This is a genomic window from Citrobacter sp. SX206 (assembly GCF_024181025.1).
Taxonomy (GTDB): domain Bacteria; phylum Pseudomonadota; class Gammaproteobacteria; order Enterobacterales; family Enterobacteriaceae; genus Citrobacter; species Citrobacter youngae.
On the sequence record NZ_CP049738.1, the window covers coordinates 1,303,615 to 1,321,276 of the forward strand.

The 17,662-nt window shown below is 54.6% G+C and carries 13 protein-coding genes; 10 read left to right on the top strand and 3 right to left on the bottom strand.

Annotated features, from left to right (window positions below):
- Window positions 1-30: 30 nt before the first annotated feature.
- Both acrD and narQ read right to left on the bottom strand, forming a co-directional pair.
- Complete coding sequence (gene acrD / locus G8S19_RS06305) at window positions 31-3,144, bottom strand: multidrug efflux RND transporter permease AcrD (protein WP_101742249.1); 3,114 nt, start codon at window positions 3,142-3,144, stop codon at window positions 31-33.
- Window positions 3,145-3,328: 184 nt separating this feature from the next.
- A complete protein-coding gene (gene narQ, locus G8S19_RS06310) occupies window positions 3,329-5,026 on the bottom strand; it encodes a nitrate/nitrite two-component system sensor histidine kinase NarQ (RefSeq protein ID WP_048210954.1) in 1,698 nt (565 codons plus the stop codon).
- Window positions 5,027-5,290: 264 nt separating this feature from the next.
- Here narQ and aegA point away from each other — a divergent pair, with 264 nt between their 5' ends.
- The 3 genes from aegA (at window position 5,291) to G8S19_RS06325 (ending at window position 9,170) form a co-directional block, all read left to right on the top strand.
- Entirely contained in the window at window positions 5,291-7,270 is a 1,980-nt protein-coding gene (aegA, locus tag G8S19_RS06315; protein WP_048210955.1) for a formate-dependent uric acid utilization protein AegA, read from the top strand.
- A gap of 156 nt (window positions 7,271-7,426) precedes the next feature.
- The gene (gene nudK / locus G8S19_RS06320) at window positions 7,427-8,002 is read left to right on the top strand and encodes a GDP-mannose pyrophosphatase NudK (RefSeq protein ID WP_061068315.1); all 576 of its coding nucleotides are present in this window, start codon (window positions 7,427-7,429) and stop codon (window positions 8,000-8,002) included.
- 124 nt (window positions 8,003-8,126) lie between these two features.
- The gene (locus G8S19_RS06325) at window positions 8,127-9,170 is read left to right on the top strand and encodes a DUF1176 domain-containing protein (RefSeq protein WP_048212548.1); all 1,044 of its coding nucleotides are present in this window, start codon (window positions 8,127-8,129) and stop codon (window positions 9,168-9,170) included.
- A gap of 82 nt (window positions 9,171-9,252) precedes the next feature.
- Here the strand turns inward: G8S19_RS06325 and tkt are convergent, their stop codons facing one another.
- Complete coding sequence (gene tkt, locus G8S19_RS06330) at window positions 9,253-11,247, bottom strand: transketolase (RefSeq protein ID WP_253686333.1); 1,995 nt, start codon at window positions 11,245-11,247, stop codon at window positions 9,253-9,255.
- A gap of 279 nt (window positions 11,248-11,526) precedes the next feature.
- Here tkt and maeB point away from each other — a divergent pair, with 279 nt between their 5' ends.
- From maeB to eutM, 7 genes are all read left to right on the top strand, one after another.
- Complete coding sequence (gene maeB / locus G8S19_RS06335) at window positions 11,527-13,806, top strand: NADP-dependent oxaloacetate-decarboxylating malate dehydrogenase (protein WP_048210958.1); 2,280 nt, start codon at window positions 11,527-11,529, stop codon at window positions 13,804-13,806.
- A 159-nt stretch (window positions 13,807-13,965) separates the two neighbouring features.
- Window positions 13,966-14,301: an ethanolamine utilization microcompartment protein EutS gene (gene eutS, locus G8S19_RS06340; RefSeq protein WP_003037995.1), complete on the top strand. Its 336-nt coding sequence runs from the start codon at window positions 13,966-13,968 to the stop codon at window positions 14,299-14,301.
- 12 nt (window positions 14,302-14,313) lie between these two features.
- Window positions 14,314-14,793, top strand: a complete 480-nt coding sequence (gene eutP, locus G8S19_RS06345; RefSeq protein WP_048210959.1) for an ethanolamine utilization acetate kinase EutP — start codon at window positions 14,314-14,316, stop codon at window positions 14,791-14,793.
- Complete coding sequence (gene eutQ / locus G8S19_RS06350; RefSeq protein ID WP_061068313.1) at window positions 14,771-15,469, top strand: ethanolamine utilization acetate kinase EutQ; 699 nt, start codon at window positions 14,771-14,773, stop codon at window positions 15,467-15,469. The genes eutP and eutQ overlap by 23 nt, the downstream gene beginning before the upstream one ends.
- Window positions 15,470-15,478: 9 nt before the next feature.
- Entirely contained in the window at window positions 15,479-16,282 is an 804-nt protein-coding gene (gene eutT, locus G8S19_RS06355; RefSeq protein WP_199953906.1) for an ethanolamine utilization cob(I)yrinic acid a,c-diamide adenosyltransferase EutT, read from the top strand.
- Entirely contained in the window at window positions 16,279-17,295 is a 1,017-nt protein-coding gene (pta, locus tag G8S19_RS06360; protein ID WP_048210962.1) for a phosphate acetyltransferase, read from the top strand. The genes eutT and pta overlap by 4 nt, the downstream gene beginning before the upstream one ends.
- Window positions 17,296-17,336: 41 nt before the next feature.
- The gene (eutM, locus tag G8S19_RS06365; RefSeq protein WP_005121908.1) at window positions 17,337-17,630 is read left to right on the top strand and encodes an ethanolamine utilization microcompartment protein EutM; all 294 of its coding nucleotides are present in this window, start codon (window positions 17,337-17,339) and stop codon (window positions 17,628-17,630) included.
- The last annotated feature ends 32 nt before the right edge of the window (window positions 17,631-17,662 follow it).

The following is a 17,662-nucleotide window of genomic DNA, read 5'->3' on the forward strand; positions in this document are numbered from 1 at the left end:
CTCATCGTAAGTCGCCTTTTTTGTGCCCGATTATTCCGGGCGTGGTTTCAACGGGAAGCGTCTGCGTACCAGCACAAAGAACAGAGGCACGAAGTAAATCGCCAGGATCGTGGCTGAAATCATCCCGCCCATTACGCCAGTCCCCACCGCATGCTGGCCGCCGGAGCCAGCACCGCTGCTGATTGTCATCGGCAGTACCCCGAAGATAAACGCCAGTGACGTCATCAGAATCGGACGCAAGCGCTGGCGACAGGCATGCAGTGTGGCATCGAGCAGATCGTGTCCTTTTTCGTTCATCTCATTGGCGAATTCAACAATCAATATCGCGTTCTTTGCCGAAAGCCCGATAACGGTGAGTAACCCGACCTGGAAGTACACATCGTTTTCCAGACCACGCATCCAGGTCGCCAACAGCGCGCCAATGACACCCAACGGTACGACCAGCATAACGGAGAACGGTACCGACCAGCTCTCGTATAGCGCAGCCAGACACAGGAACACGACCAACAGTGAAATAGCGTACAGGGCAGGAGCCTGAGATCCCGATAACCGTTCCTGATAAGACATCGCTGTCCATTCGAGGCCGAATCCGGTCGGCAACTGATGGACCAGCGATTCCATAATGTCCATCGCAGTACCAGTGCTGACGCCGGGGGCGGCTTCGCCGACGATCTCGACGGCGGAGTAGCCGTTATAGCGTTCCAGACGCGGTGAACCGGTTTCCCAGCGCGATGTGGCAAAGGCCGAGAAAGGCACCATGCCGCCGCTATTGTTGCGCACGTACCACAGGTTTATATCGTCCGGGAGCATGCGGTATTTTGCCGCAGCCTGGACGTAAACCTTCTTCACGCGGCCCCTGTCCATAAAGTCGTTTACGTAACTGGAGCCCCACGCCGTTTGCAATGTGTCGTTGATGTCATCAATGGAAACGCCCAGCGCCTGAGCTTTACGCTGATCGATATCAATTTGCAGTTGCGGACTGTCATCCAGGCCGTTATGACGAACACGGGTCAGTGAAGAGTCGTTCCCGGCAAGCTCAATTAATTTGTCGCGTGCGGCCATTAACGCGTCATGTCCCGCACCAGCGTGATCCTGCAGCTCCATATCGAAACCGGCAGAGCTTCCGAGGCCACTGATAGCCGGAGGGCTACTGGCGAAGACGCGGGCTTCTTTAATCTTATTGAAGGCTTTGGTTGCACGCTCGATAATGGCGAAAGAGGTTCCGGTAGTGGTGTCGCGCTCATCCCAGTCTTTTAAGCGGACAAACATACGCGCCACGTTTTGACCGTTCCCGCCTGGACCGGAACCGACCGTGGAAAAGACCGACATAATGTTGTCTTTTTCGTGGGTGAAGTAGTACTTCTCGACTTCCTCAACGACTTTTAATGTTTGCTGCTGCGTGGAGCCGCTCGGCAACTGTACCGAGGTGGTAAACATCCCGCGGTCTTCTAACGGCAAGAAGGACGTTGGCAGGCGCAGGAACAGGAACACCATGCCGCCAAGCAGCAGTCCGTAGATCAGTATCCAGCGCAGGCTGCGATGCAGGATCCGCGCAACGCCTTTTTCGTAACGCTCAGCGTTGCGGTTAAACATCCGATTAAACCAGCCGAAGAAGCCTGTTTGACCATGATGCTCACCTTTATGCAGCGGTTTAAGTAGCGTAGCGCACAGGGCAGGGGTCAGGATCATCGCCACCAGAACAGACAGCACCATTGCGGAGACGATAGTAATTGAGAACTGGCGGTAAATAGCCCCTGTTGTGCCACCGAAGAAGGCCATCGGGATAAACACCGCCGACAGCACCATGGCGATACCGACCAGCGCTCCCTGGATTTGCCCCATCGATTTTCGCGTCGCTTCACGCGGTGAGAGGCCTTCCTCACTCATAATACGCTCGACGTTTTCCACCACCACGATGGCATCATCGACCAGCAGGCCAATTGCCAGCACCATTGCAAACATTGTTAAGGTGTTGACGCTGTAGCCAAAACCATAAAGCACGGAGAAGGTGCCCATCAGGACGACGGGAACGGCGATGGTCGGGATAAGCGTGGCGCGGAAGTTTTGCAGAAACAGATACATCACGAGGAATACCAGCGCGATGGCTTCCAGCAGCGTTTTCACCACGTCGATAATTGAGGCTTTAACAAAGGAGGTGGTTTCATACGCGACCTTGTATTCCAGCCCGTGCGGGAAATACTGTGACAGTTCGTCAAGGCGGTTAAGCACCAGCTCTGCCGTTGCCATTTCATTGGCGCCGGAGGCCAGTTTCACCCCCAGACCGGAAGCCGGGTTGCCATTAAACCGGCTGAGGTAGTCGTACTTCTCGGCCCCCATTTCGACCGTTGCCACATCGCCCAGTTTAACTTCAGACCCGTCCTGGTTAACGCGAAGCGTAATTGCACGGAATTCATCCGGCGTTTGCAGCAGGGACTGGGCGTTGATCGTCGCATTTAGCGCCTGTTTGTCCACCGAAGGCGTACCGCCAAGCTGCCCAACCGCAATTTGCGCATTCTGTGATTCAATAGCGTCAGTCACATCTTTGGCGGTCATCTGAAAGCTGTTAAGTTTGGCCGGGTCGAGCCAGATACGCATCGAGTACTGTGAACCGTAAGCATCAATATCCCCTACACCGTTAATACGGCTAAGCGGGTCCTGAATATTACTCGCCACGTAGTCGGCGATGTCCTGCTTATCCATTGAGCCATCGGTGGAAACAAAGGCGATTGTCAGAATATTGGTGTCCCCGGTCTTACGCACCGTGACCCCCTGATCCTGTACCGCCTGCGGCAGCTTACGCATTGCCGATTGCAGCTGGTTTTGCACCTGCTGGACGGCCTCGTCAGGATCGGTTCCGGCAACGAAGCTAAGCGTCACCGTAGCCTGGCCTGTCCCGCTGCTCTGCGACGACATGTACATCAGGTTATCGAGACCGGTCATGTTCTGCTCGATCACCTGGGTGACGGTGTTTTCCAGAGTCTGAGCCGATGCGCCAGGATAGTTGGCGGTGACCCGCACGTTTGGCGGTGCCAGGTCGGGATATTGCTCAACGGGCAGCGAAAAAATAGCCAGGGCTCCTGTCAGGCACAACAGGATAGCTAACACCCAGGCAAAAATGGGGCGATCGATGAAAAAATTCGCCATTAAAAGAGGACCTCGTGTTTCTGCGTATCGTTATGGGTATGGCTTGCTTCACTTTAGCGGCAAGGTACGGGTCAAACGTGGAGAAAAAAAGAAGATAATGTAAATTATCATGCCCGTTTACAGCATACCTTTCGTGCCAACGCCATCAGGCCTGGATCCAGACCCGACGGCGCTTTGCGGTTCTTTACGTTAGCTCACTGTCTGATTCAGCTGAACGGAAACTGATACTCACCAGCGTTCCCCCGCCGGAAGGTTGCGAGAAGGTCAGCGTACCGCTGAGTCTCTCTGCACGCTCACGCATGATATTCAGACCGTAGTGCCCCGTAGGCTCATGAGGCTCACCGATACCGACACCGTTATCACGGATATAAACGGTATGATTACCATCCGGCGCGGTCACACAGCTGACAGCAATTTCGCTGGCATTGGCATGCTTAATGGCATTCAGCACCGCTTCACGGACGATTTGTAACAGATGCACCTGCATTTGCGCGTCCAGTGCCAGTGTTGGCAGTCGACAATCGAGAGTCAGTTTAGCCGATGTTTGATTTTGCAACGTTTCCAGCATTTCATGCAGGGCAGAAGGCAAATCGGCCTGCTGTAAGGTCAGGCGGAAGGTGGTAAGCAGTTCGCGCAATTGGCGATAAGCATCATTCAGCGCCTGGGAGAAGTCCGCCATGATGCTTTGCGCCGGAACGTTATCCTGCGGAATAGCGCGTTTCAGTAGCGTAAGCTGAATACGTAAATAAGAGAGCACCTGCGCCAGCGAGTCGTGCAGCTCGCGGGCGATAGTTGCTCGCTCTTCCATTAGCAGCAGTTGCTGAAAATGCTTTTGCGCCTGGTTGAAGTACAGCCCGCGCCCGAGCATAGTTGATACGCTGTTGAGCAGTGGTGTGGAAGCATTCACATTCGGGCTTTGCCAGTGCAGTTCACCGTAAACTGTATCTTGCATCGTGACGGGCAGGATCTGCATTGGCAGTTCAGGGCTTGCCGTTCCTTCGCTGATTCGCCAGTTATCACCGACGGTGAGCTCCAGGAAATACGCGGCGTCATGTTCGCGGACAATCTGTAAAATATGGCGGAAGCAGTACACATCAATCTGGCTGGTATTCAGTGCCTGGGAACATTGATATAACACTTCCAGACGGCGATTGGCTTCGTGGAGATCGTGGGTTTTCTCGGCGACGGAGGCTTCCAGTGAACGGTACAGCTTATGCAACTCACTCGACATCTGGCTAAACGTTTTTGCCAGTAATCCCAGTTCGTTGGGGAGTTGTGTATCCAGCGGTGAGATATCAAACCGACCGTGTTCAATATGCTGGCTGGCCATCACCAGCTTATTCAGCGGACGCACCACCTGCTGGCGAATACGCCGTAGCGTAAAGAAGACGAGGGTGAAGATGCCGATCCCCCCCGCCAGCGATATGCCAAAAACCAACATCACCTTGCGTTCGGCATAATGCTGAAGTGCCAGCACGAAGAGATCGATTTGATCGACATAGCTATTGATATTGGCCTGGTACCATTTTAAATCGCCATCGATCAGACGGGCGTTCATTTCCAGCCAGTTGGCATGCAGGCGGCCATAGCGGCTTTTTACCGCTTGCGGGACATACCATGCGTTCAGATTTTGTAATGCGGGCGAGTTTAACGCCTGCTGGAAAAGCTGGCGGTGAGCGTTGAGCTGTGGGCTTTGGCTTTGCAGATCGTAACCCAAACGGTAGCTTTGCATGCGCAATGAGCCCGCAACGTTGATGGCCTCAGCATCCCGCAAGCTGCTGGTCAGCGTAAGCAGTGCAATACCCGTTGAGAGAATCGACAGCAACACTATATAGAAAAAAGCCTTAGCCAGGCTGGCTGAGACCGGACGCTTTACCGTCACTTGCGCACCCTCACACAATTCACGCCACGCTCCGACTCAACCTGAACGATTCAGCGTATTTGATAAATGTTAAAAAAGTAATCATGAAACTGATTGTTAAATGAAACACAATTTCATATTCGATGAAATAAATTGATCTGCCACAGGTTCTGGATAAATAGTTGTGCTTCCTGGGCAAATGAACATTGCCGCCCTCTTCAGGGTCGGTTAATAACAACAGTCATATAAAGAATAAGGTTTTCGCAACCAAAAAAGAAGGAAGCCATGAATCGTTTTATTATGGTCAATAGCCAACAGTGCCTGGGATGCCACGCCTGTGAGGTCGCCTGTGTCATGGCCCACAACGGCGAGCAGCATGTCCTGAGCCAACGGCATTTTCAGCCCCGAATTACTGTCATCAAGCATCAGCAACAACGCAGTGCAGTCACCTGCCACCACTGTGAAGATGCCCCCTGCGCCAGAAGTTGCCCGAATGGGGCCATTAGTCATGAGTACGACAGCGTTCAGGTAAATGCGCAAAAGTGTATTGGCTGCAAATCGTGCGTCGTGGCCTGTCCTTTTGGTACGATGCAGATCGTACTCACTCCGGTCGCTAAAGGAAAGGTAAAAGCAACGGCGCACAAATGCGACCTGTGTCATGGGCGTGAAGAGGGCCCGGCTTGCGTGGAGAACTGTCCGGCGCAGGCGTTGCAACTGGTGACGGAGAATTCGCTTACCGGTCTGTCAAAAGCGCGCAGGTTGCGTACCGCCAGTCTGGAAAGCCAGCCATGGCATACCAGCGCTACCGATTTTGTTCCACATATCATCACCAAACGTGAGCAAATGCAGGCGACGCCTGCGCGTGGCGAGCCGGATAAACTGCCGATTGAGGCGCGTAAAACCAGTTTTGAAGAGATCTATCTGCCGTTTCGCACAGTGCAGGCTGAACGGGAAGCGTCCCGCTGCCTGAAATGCGGCGACCACAGTATTTGCGAATGGACCTGTCCGTTGCATAACCACATCCCGCAGTGGATTGAACTGGTAAAAGCCGGGAATATCGATGCGGCGGTTGAGCTTTCACATCAAACCAACTGCTTGCCGGAGGTGACCGGGCGCGTGTGCCCGCAGGATCGACTCTGCGAAGGGGCATGCACGGTGCGTAACGAGCATGGCGCGGTGACTATCGGTAATATTGAGCGTTACATCTCCGATCGGGCGCTGAGCAAAGGATGGCGACCCGACTTAAGCCATGTGCAGAAAGTCGATAAACGCGTTGCCATCATCGGCGCAGGTCCGGCGGGCCTGGCCTGCGCCGATGTGCTGGCGCGTAGCGGTATCAGCGCTACCGTGTACGATCGCCACCCCGAAATCGGCGGTTTGCTGACGTTCGGCATTCCGGCCTTCAAACTGGACAAATCGCTGCTGACGCGTCGCCGTGAAATCTTCAGCGCCATGGGTATTCATTTCGAACTGAACTGTGAGGTCGGCAAGGACGTGGCACTGGCCGCGTTACTCGAGGACTACGATGCCGTGTTTGTGGGCGTCGGGACTTATCGCTCGATGAAGGCGGATCTGCCGAATGAAGACGCGCCTGGCGTGTATGACGCGCTGCCGTTCCTGATTGCCAATACCAAGCAGGTGATGGGGCTGGACGAGTTGCCTGAAGAGCCGTTTATCGACACTGCAGGGCTGAACGTGGTCGTGCTGGGCGGCGGTGATACGGCGATGGATTGTGTACGTACCGCGCTGCGTCACGGTGCAAGCCAGGTGACCTGCGCCTATCGTCGTGATGAAGCCAACATGCCAGGTTCGAAAAAAGAGGTGAAGAACGCGCGTGAAGAGGGGGCCAATTTCGAGTTTAACGTCCAGCCGGTGGAGCTGGTGCTGAATGCCGACGGTCGCGTCAGCGGCGTGCGTTTCTTACGAACCCAGCTCGGTGAGCCTGATGCGCAGGGGCGTCGTCGCCCGGTTCCCATCGCCGGGAGTGAGTTTGTCATGCCAGCAGATGCGGTGATCATGGCGTTTGGTTTTCACCCGCATGGCATGCCGTGGCTCGAGAGTCAGGGTGTGAAGGTCGATAACTGGGGACGTATTGCCGCCGATGTTGAAAGCGCATACCGTTATCAAACCAGCAACCCGAAAATCTTTGCCGGTGGTGATGCGGTTCGCGGTGCGGATCTGGTTGTTACAGCGATGGCGGAAGGGCGGCATGCCGCACAAGGCATCATTGATTGGCTGGGTGTAAAATCAGTCAAATCTCACTAATCAGCGTCCAGGCCGGATAAAACGCGTTAGCGTTGCCATCCGGCAATGTGCCGGATGAATGCCTGATGGCGCTTTGCTTATCAGGCATTCATAGTTCCAGGACAAACCCGGTTTCACGGCGTAGTATTATTTCTCACTTCTCACCGTGGAGTCGGTATGTCGCAAAAAATCACCCTCATCAAAGATAAAGTCCTGTCCGATAACTACTTCATCCTGCGCAATATCACCTATGACCTGACCCGCAGCAATGGCGAGGTCATTCGCCACAAACGTGAGGTTTACGATCGCGGTAACGGTGCCACAGTTTTGCTGTATAACCCGGAGAAAAAAACCGTCGTGCTGACCCGTCAGTTTCGTATTGCGACCTGGGTTAACGGCAATGAAAGTGGACAATTGATTGAAGCCTGCGCCGGGTTGCTGGACAACGATGAGCCGGAAGTTTGCATTCGTAAAGAAGCCATTGAAGAGACTGGCTATGAAGTGGGCGAAGCACGGAAACTTTTTGAGTTATATATGTCGCCGGGTGGCGTGACGGAGATAATCCACTTTTTTATCGCGCAATACAGTGACAGTCAGCGCGCAAATGCGGGTGGCGGTATTGAAGATGAGGATATTGAAGTACTGGAATTGCCTTTTGAACAGGCACTGTCGATGATCAAAACGGGCGAGATTCGCGACGGGAAAACGGTGCTGCTACTGAACTACCTGCAATCGTCGCATCTTATGGATTAGCGAGCAGGGCTTATATTTCTTTACAAAGATACAGGCCAATCCGACGATTCTTATTGAGCCTCATTAGTCGCGCAAGGAAGATACCGCCTGGGCTGTGTGTTTTGATTTCGGAGTTGTACCGTCCATGCGCTATCGCATTATTTTCGTGTTCCTGCTCGGCCTGCTACCGGCCCATTTGCTGTGGGCGGCACCTGCGCAACAGGCGTTTGCTGACTGGCAGGTGACGTGCAATAACCAAAACTTCTGCGTGGCGCGAAATACGGGAGATCATCACGGTCTGGTGATGACCCTGAGCCGCAGCGCCGGGGCACATACCGATGCCGTGTTGCGTATTGAACTTGGCGGTATGGATTCTCCTGATGTCAAAGAGGCAGATATTGCGCCGCGCTTGCTGCTGGACGGCGCACCACTCCCACTGGCCGGTGAACACTGGCGTCTTACGCCCTGGCATTTGATGACGGATGATCCGGCTACCATCGCTACATTTTTACAAGCCGTGCAGGATGCGAAAGCCATTACCCTGCAAAAAGGTACGCAAACGCTTTCTCTGTCTGGGCTGAAAGCAGCATTGTTGTTTATTGATGCGCAACAAAAGCGCGTCGGTAGCGAAACCGCCTGGATTGAGAAAGGTGACGAGCCGCCGCTCAGCGTTCCGCCAGCTCCCGCTCTGAAAGGTGTGGCGGTGGTTAATTCCACGCCAACGCCACTCACTCAACAGGAGCGTAATGAGCTGTTGGATTATGGCAACTGGCGGATCAATGGCATCCGCTGTTCACTCGATCCCATGCGTCGTGAGATGCGGGTTTTCGCCTTAACGGACGACAAAGCTCTGCTGATGATCGGCTGCGAAGCAGGGGCATACAACACGATCGATCTGGCATGGACCGTTTCTCGTACCACACCGTTTACCTCTCGCGCTGTACGTCTGAGCCTGCCATTTAAAACCGATGCTGACAGTACCGACATGGAGCTGACCAACGCTACGTTTGACGAGAAATCTCGCGAATTGGTCACTCTCGCCAAAGGGCGAGGTTTATCGGACTGCGGGATCCAGACTCGCTGGCGGTTTGACGGCCAGCGCTTTCGTTTGGTGCGTTACGCACAAGAGCCAAGCTGTGATAACTGGCATGGACCAGATGCCTGGCCCACGCTGTGGATTACGCGTTAATTTAATGCCGGATGCGACTGCGCCTTATACGGCCTGATGGTGATAGATGTCGTAGGCCTGATAAGACGCGTGAGCGTCGCCATCAGGCGTTCAGCACCTTATGCGCTTTGTCGACGATGTTCTCCACCGTAAAGCCGAAGAACGGGAACAGCTTGTCTGCCGGGGCAGATTCCCCATAACCGGTCATGCCGACAATAGCCCCTTTCAGGCCGACATATTTGTACCAATAGTCGGCAATACCCGCTTCTATCGCCACGCGTGCGCTGACGTTTGCCGGCAGGACCGACTCCCGGTACGTCTCATCCTGGGCGTCGAAGATATCAGTTGAGGGCAGAGAAACTACCCGTACGTTACGGCCTTCACCGGTCAGTTTTTCCGCCGCCAGCAATGTAATTTCCATTTCTGAACCTGTGGCAATCAGGATGACATCCGGCTTACCGCCGCTATCCTTCAGCACATAGCCGCCGCGGGCAATCTGCTGCACCTGCTCAGGCGTGCGTTCAACCTGTGCCAGATTCTGCCTGGAGAGTATTAGCGCCGTTGGTCCGTTATGACGCTCGACTGCCAGCTTCCAACCCACTGCCGCCTCAACCTGATCGCACGGTCGCCAGGTGCTGAAATTCGGCGTCAGTCGCAGGCTGGCGAGCTGTTCGACGGCCTGGTGTGTGGGACCGTCTTCCCCCAGACCAATTGAGTCGTGGGTATAAACCATAATTTGTCGGGCTTTCATCAGCGCCGCCATGCGCGCGGCATTACGGGCATATTCAACAAACATCAGGAACGTTGCGGTGTACGGTACGAAGCCACCGTGGTGCGCGATACCGTTGGCAATGGCGGTCATGCCAAATTCACGCACGCCGTAGTGGATGTAGTTTCCTGCATGATCCTCTTTAAGAGAGGAGGAGCCTTTCCAGATGGTCAGGTTGCTGGGTGCCAGATCCGCCGAGCCGCCGAGCAGTTCTGGCAGTATCGGCCCATAGGCGTTCAGGGTATTTTGCGAAGCTTTACGGGTGGCTATTTTGGCTGGGTTGGCTTGCAGGTCGGTAATATATTTCTGGGTTGTTGCTTCCCACTCCTTAGGCAGTCCGCCGCTCATCCGGCGAGTAAACTCTGCCGCCAGTTCCGGGTAGGCTTGTTCGTAAGCTGCGAATTTCTCCTTCCAGCCTTGTTGCGCTTTTTCGCCTTTCTCGCGTGCGTCCCACGCCCGGTAAATCTCTTTCGGGATCTCAAAAGCAGGATGATGCCACCCCAGTTTCTGCCGGGTCAACGCCACCTCTTCTTCGCCCAGCGCAGCGCCGTGCGCTTCCTCTTTCCCGGCTTTATTCGGTGAGCCAAAACCAATCACCGTGCGGCAGATAATCAGTGACGGTTTATCGGTAACAGCCTGCGCTTCCTGAATCGCTTTTTTCACCGCCTCAGGATCGTGACCGTCAATATCGTGTATCACATGCCAGTGGTAGGCCTCAAAGCGTTTTGCAGTATCGTCGGTAAACCAGCCGTCGGTTTCGCCATCAATTGAGATGCCGTTGTGATCGTAGAAGCCGATGAGTTTGCCAAGCCCCAGCGTGCCCGCCAGCGAACAAGCCTCGTGTGAAATACCCTCCATCAGACAGCCGTCGCCCATAAAGACCCAGGTAAAGTGGTTAACAATCTCATGGTCCGGTTGGTTAAACTGGGCTGCCAGCGTGCGTTCGGCAATGGCCATGCCGACGGCGTTGGCTAAACCCTGGCCCAGCGGTCCGGTGGTGGTTTCCACGCCCGGCGTGTAGCCAATTTCCGGATGACCTGGCGTCTTCGAATGGAGCTGACGGAAGTTCTTTAATTCTTCGATCGGCAGGTCGTAACCGGAAAGATGCAATAGGCTGTAAAGCAGCATTGAGGCGTGGCCGTTGGACAGAATAAACCGGTCACGATCGTACCAGGTGGGATCGGTCGGGTTATGGCGTAGAAAATCGTTCCACAGCACTTCGGCGATATCTGCCATTCCCATCGGTGCGCCGGGATGGCCTGAGTTGGCTTTTTGGACGGCATCCATACTCAGCGCACGAATGGCATTGGCAAGCTCTTTACGGGTCATAGGAAATACTCCTTGAAAAGTAAAGCGTTAGAGCGTGTGTTAATTCACACTTTTGGAGAATTTGCAGGCGTTGTCAGCAAAAAGCATAGCAGACAGGCATGGTATTGCTGGCTTAAGCAGGTAACATGGCTGTTATAAATTGATAACAAATTCTTTCTTTGAGTAGTGAGAGTTTGGCGACCTTCAAAGTTTGCGCCGCTGACAGAGGTGATAATGTGCGGCTCAATAGAAGGGTTACCTGCGACACTTTTTTGATCGATACGTGAAAGGAACAACAAGATGGATGACCAGTTAAAACAAAGCGCCCTCGATTTCCACGAATTTCCAGTACCAGGCAAAATTCAGGTTTCTCCGACCAAACCGCTTGCCACTCAACGTGACCTTGCGCTGGCCTATTCACCCGGTGTTGCAGCTCCGTGTCTGGAAATTGAAAAAGACCCGCTGGCCGCCTACAAATACACCGCGCGCGGTAATCTGGTTGCGGTTATTTCCAACGGTACGGCGGTGCTGGGGCTGGGCAACATTGGCGCGCTGGCTGGCAAGCCGGTGATGGAAGGGAAAGGCGTTCTGTTTAAGAAATTCGCCGGAATTGACGTGTTTGACATCGAAGTTGATGAACTCGATCCGGATAAATTTATCAACGTGGTCGCGGCTCTTGAGCCGACGTTTGGCGGTATCAACCTCGAGGATATCAAAGCGCCGGAATGCTTCTACATTGAGCAAAAGCTGCGTGAGCGCATGAATATTCCGGTCTTCCACGACGATCAGCACGGCACGGCAATCATCAGTACCGCCGCCATTCTTAACGGTCTGCGGGTGGTGGAGAAAAATATCTCCGACGTGCGCATGGTGGTGTCTGGCGCAGGCGCGGCGGCGATTGCCTGTATGAACCTGCTAGTGGCGCTGGGCATGCAGAAACACAACATTGTGGTCTGCGACTCCAAAGGCGTGATTTATAAAGATCGTGAACCGAATATGGCCGAAACCAAAGCGGCCTACGCGGTGGTGGATGACGGTAAGCGCACGCTGGACGACGTGATTGATGGCGCAGACATTTTCCTCGGTTGCTCCGGCCCGAAAGTGCTGACCCAGGAAATGGTCAAGAAAATGGCGCGCGCGCCAATGATTCTGGCGCTGGCGAACCCGGAACCGGAAATTCTGCCGCCGCTGGCAAAAGAGGTTCGTCCCGACGCCATCATCTGCACCGGCCGCTCTGATTATCCGAACCAGGTTAACAACGTGCTGTGCTTCCCGTTCATCTTCCGCGGCGCGCTGGACGTCGGTGCTACCGCCATCAACGAAGAGATGAAGCTGGCCGCGGTACATGCCATTGCGGAACTGGCGCATGCCGAGCAGAGCGAAGTTGTGGCCTCAGCCTATGGCGATCAGGACCTGAGCTTTGGCCCGGAATACATTATTCCTAAACCGTTCGACCCGCGCCTGATCGTCAAAATAGCGCCTGCGGTGGCGAAGGCGGCGATGGACTCTGGCGTGGCGACGCGCCCGATTGCCGACTTTGATGCTTACATCGATAAGCTGAGTGAGTTTGTCTACAAAACTAACTTGTTCATGAAGCCGATTTTCTCGCTGGCACGCAAAGCGCCGAAGCGCGTGGTATTGACGGAAGGGGAAGAGGCGCGTGTGCTGCACGCCACCCAGGAATTGATCACTTTAGGTCTGGCGAAGCCGATCCTGATTGGTCGTCCGAGCGTGATCGAGATGCGCATCCAGAAACTGGGTCTGCAGATCAAAGCGGGCGTTGATTTTGAAATAGTCAACAATGAATCCGATCCGCGCTTTAAAGAGTACTGGAGTGAGTATTATCAGATCATGAAGCGCCGTGGGATAACCCAGGAGCAGGCGCAGCGGGCGGTGATTGCTAATACCACGGTGATCGGCGCGATCATGGTGCAGCGCGGTGAAGCGGATGCGATGATCTGCGGTACGATCGGCGACTACCACGAGCACTTCAGCGTGGTGAACGCGGTATTTGGTCACCGTGACGGTGTGCATACGGCGGGGGCAATGAACGCGCTGCTGCTGCCAAGCGGTAATACCTTTATCGCCGATACCTACGTCAACGACGACCCGACGCCGGATCAACTGGCTGAAATCGCCATTATGGCGGCAGAGACTGTGCGTCGCTTTGGTATCGAACCGAAGGTAGCGTTGCTGTCGCACTCCAACTTTGGCTCATCTAACTGCCCGTCGGCCAGCAAAATGCGCGAAGCGCTGGCGCTGATTAAGGCACGTGCGCCAGAACTGATGATTGACGGTGAAATGCACGGTGACGCCGCGCTGGTGGAAAGTATTCGTAATGACCGCATGCCGGACAGCCCGCTGAAAGGCTCCGCCAATATTCTGGTGATGCCGAATATGGAAGCCGCGCGTATTAGTTACAACTTACTACGTGTTTCAAGTTCCGAGGGCGTAACGGTTGGCCCGGTACTGATGGGCGTAGCGAAACCGGTTCACGTATTAACACCGATCGCCTCTGTTCGTCGTATCGTTAATATGGTGGCGCTGGCGGTCGTTGAAGCACAGACTCAGCCACTGTAATTTCACTTTAATTAATTCCGGCGCGGGTTTCTCCCGCGCCTTTTTATTTCCCTTTTCTTAGTGATCCACTTCACCTTTTAAACCTGGTTGCCGAATTTTGTTATTTACTCTGACAAAAAATTGCCACGATGGGGGCAGTTTTAGCGGAGGCGGTGAGCAATGGAAAAAGAACGCATTATTCAGGAATTTGTGCCGGGGAAACAGGTCACGCTGGCGCATCTCATTGCGCACCCCGGTGAGGAACTGGCGAAAAAGATCGGCGTTCCCGAAGCGGGCGCTATCGGCATTATGACGCTGACGCCAGGTGAAACCGCAATGATTGCTGGTGACTTAGCCATGAAAGCGGCGGATGTACATATCGGCTTTCTCGATAGATTCAGCGGCGCGCTGGTGATCTACGGCTCGGTTGGCGCGGTAGAAGAAGCGTTATTACAGACGGTAAGCGGTCTGGGGCGATTATTAAATTTCACTTTGTGCAACCTGACAAAAAGTTAATCCGAGGCGGCGATGAAACGTATTGCATTCGTCGGTACGGTGGGGGCGGGGAAAACAACGCTCTTTAATGCGCTACAGGGGAATTATTCCCTCGCCAGAAAAACACAGGCCGTGGAGTTTAATGAAAACGGCGATATCGATACGCCAGGAGAATATTTTAGCCATCCGCGCTGGTATCACGCCTTAATTACCACGCTGCAGGATGTCGATACGTTGATTTATATACATGCGGCAAATGATAAAGAAAGTCGCTTACCTGCCGGGCTGTTGGATATCGGCGCCAGTAAACGACAAATCGCCGTTATCAGCAAAACGGATGTGCCGGATGCCAATGTCGCCGCAACGCGACAATTACTTCGCGGGCTAGGGTTTCAGGAGCCGATTTTTGAGCTCAATAGCCACGACCCAAGCAGTGTGCAGCACCTGGTGGATTATCTGACTGAGCTCAGCCAAAAGGAGGAAAGGGCAGGTGAAAAAACTCATCACAGCTAACGATATTCGTGCGGCCCACGCACGCGGCGAACAGGACGTATCGGTTGTTCTGCGCGCCAGCATCATCACCCCGGAGGCGCGCGAAGTTGCGGCGCTGCTCGGCGTCACTATCACTGAATGCGATGAATCCGCGCCAACTGCCACCGCACCTGCTGCGGTGGATGACGGCAAAACGGAAAGCCAGCGTATTCGTGAAACCATCATTGCACAACTGCCGGAAGGACAGTTTACCGAAAGCCTGGTCGCGCAGCTGATGGACAAAGTGATGAAAGAAAAGCAGTCGCTGGAGCAGGGCGGAATGCAGCCGAGCTTTAACTCGGTGACCGGCAAAGGCGGCGTGAAAGTTATCGACGGCAGCAGTGTGAAGTTTGGCCGTTTTGATGGCGCGCAACCGCACTGCGTCGGCTTAACCGACTTAGTCACTGACCAGGACGGTAGCAGCATGGCCGCCGGGTTTATGCAGTGGGATAACGCATTTTTCCCATGGACGCTGAACTACGACGAAATCGACATGATTCTGGAAGGCGAGCTGCACGTTCGCCATGAAGGCGAAACCATGATTGCCAAAGCCGGGGACGTGATGTTTATCCCGAAAGGCTCCAGCATCGAATTTGGTACGCCATCAACAGTGAAGTTCCTGTATGTGGCCTGGCCTGCGAACTGGCAGTCCTGCTAAGGCGGATGTATGAAGGATTTCATTACCGAAGCATGGCTCAGAGCGAATCATACGCTCAGCGAAGGGGCTGAAATTCATCTTCCCGCTGATGCCCGCCTGACGCCGTCTGCCCGGGAGCTGCTGGAAAGCCGTCGTCTGCGCATTAAGTATATCGACGAGCTGGGAAGCTTGTTTGTTGACAACGAGGAACAGCAGCCGCAGCCGGTACATGGTTTGACCAGCAGCGATACACATCCGCAGGCGACCTGTGAACTGTGTCATCAACCGGTGGCGAAGAAACCTGACACGCTGACACATCTGACGGCGGACAAAATGGTCGCCAAAAGTGACCCCAGACTTGGATTTCGCGCCGCGCTGGACAGCACCATTGGTCTGGCCGTGTGGTTGCAAATTGAACTGGCGGAACCCTGGCAGCCGTGGCTGGCGGATATTCGCTCGCGCCTGGGCAACATTATGCGTGCTGATGCTGTGGACGAACCGCTGGCCGCACAGGCCATCGTTGGCTTAAGCGACGAAGATTTACACCGGCTTTCGCATCAGCCGCTGCGTTACCTGGACCACGATCATCTGGTGCCGGAAGCCAGCCACGGACGTGATTGCGCGCTGCTTAATCTGCTGCGTACCAAAGTCCGCGAAACGGAAACGGTGGCCGCTCAGGTGTTTATCACCCGCAGTTTTGACGTTATGCGGCCGGACATTCTGCAGGCGCTCAACCGTCTTTCCAGCACGGTTTACGTGATGATGATTCTGAGCGTAGCGAAGCATCCGCTAAGCGTCAGCCAAATCCAACAGCGACTGGGGGAGAAGTCATGATCATTGAACGTGCTCGCCAACTCGCTAAACAAACGCCGGCTCGGGTGGTGTTCCCGGATGCGCTGGATGTACGGGTGCTGAAAGCCGCCAATTACCTGCACCAGCATGGTCTGGCACGCCCCATTCTCGTCGCCAGCCCGTTTGCGCTGCGTCAGTTTGCGCTCAGCCATCGCGTAGCCATGGACGGTATTCAGGTTATTGATCCACAAAGCAATGTACAGATGCGTGAAGAGTTTGCTCTGCGCTGGCTGGCCCGCGCGGGCGAAAAAACACCGCCAGATGCGCGAGAGAAGCTCAACGATCCGCTGATGTTTGCCGCCGCGATGGTCAGCGCCGGTAAAGCCGATGTGTGTATTGCGGGCAACCTGTCGTCAACGGCAAATGTGCTGCGTGCAGGATTGCGCATTATTGGATTACAACCTGGTTGCAAAACGCTGTCGTCAATTTTCCTGATGCTGCCGCAGTATCTCGGGCCGTCATTAGGGTTTGCAGATTGTAGCGTTGTGCCGCAGCCCACCGCTGCACAGCTGGCGGACATCGCCATCGCCAGCGCTGAAACCTGGAAAGCGATTACCGGTGAAGAACCGCGTGTCGCCATGCTGTCGTTTTCCAGCAACGGCAGTGCTCGTCATCCCAATGTCGCTAACGTGCAGCAGGCGACCGAGATCGTTCGTGAGCGCGCTCCACAGCTTACCGTGGATGGGGAACTGCAGTTTGATGCTGCCTTTGTGCCGGATGTCGCCGCGCAAAAAGCGCCCGCCAGTCCGTTAAAGGGCAATGCCAATGTGATGGTTTTCCCATCGCTGGAGGCAGGCAATATTGGTTATAAAATCGCCCAGCGTTTGGGAGGGTATCGTGCCGTTGGCCCCTTGATTCAGGGACTTGCCGCACCACTCCACGACCTCTCTCGCGGCTGTAGCGTACAGGAAATTATCGAACTGGCGTTGGTGGCAGCTGTGCCGCGCCAGACTGACGTGAGCCGTGAAAGCGTCTCGCAAACACTGGTTGAATGAACGGTCCCGTTCTGGACCCCTTTGATTAAGAGGAAAGCACAATGGAAGCATTAGGAATGATTGAAACCCGGGGCCTGGTTGCACTGATTGAGGCTTCTGACGCGATGGTTAAAGCGGCACGCGTGAAACTGGTTGGCGTGAAGCAGATCGGTGGCGGCCTGTGTACTGCCATGGTTCGTGGTGATGTTGCAGCCTGCAAAGCGGCTACGGATGCCGGTGCTGCTGCCGCGCAGCGTATCGGTGAACTGGTTTCTGTACACGTTATCCCGCGTCCGCATGGCGATCTGGAAGAAGTGTTCCCGATCAGCTTCAAAGGCGACAGCAACGATATGTAAGTCGTCCATGTGACGCCACTGGATCGTTAAGA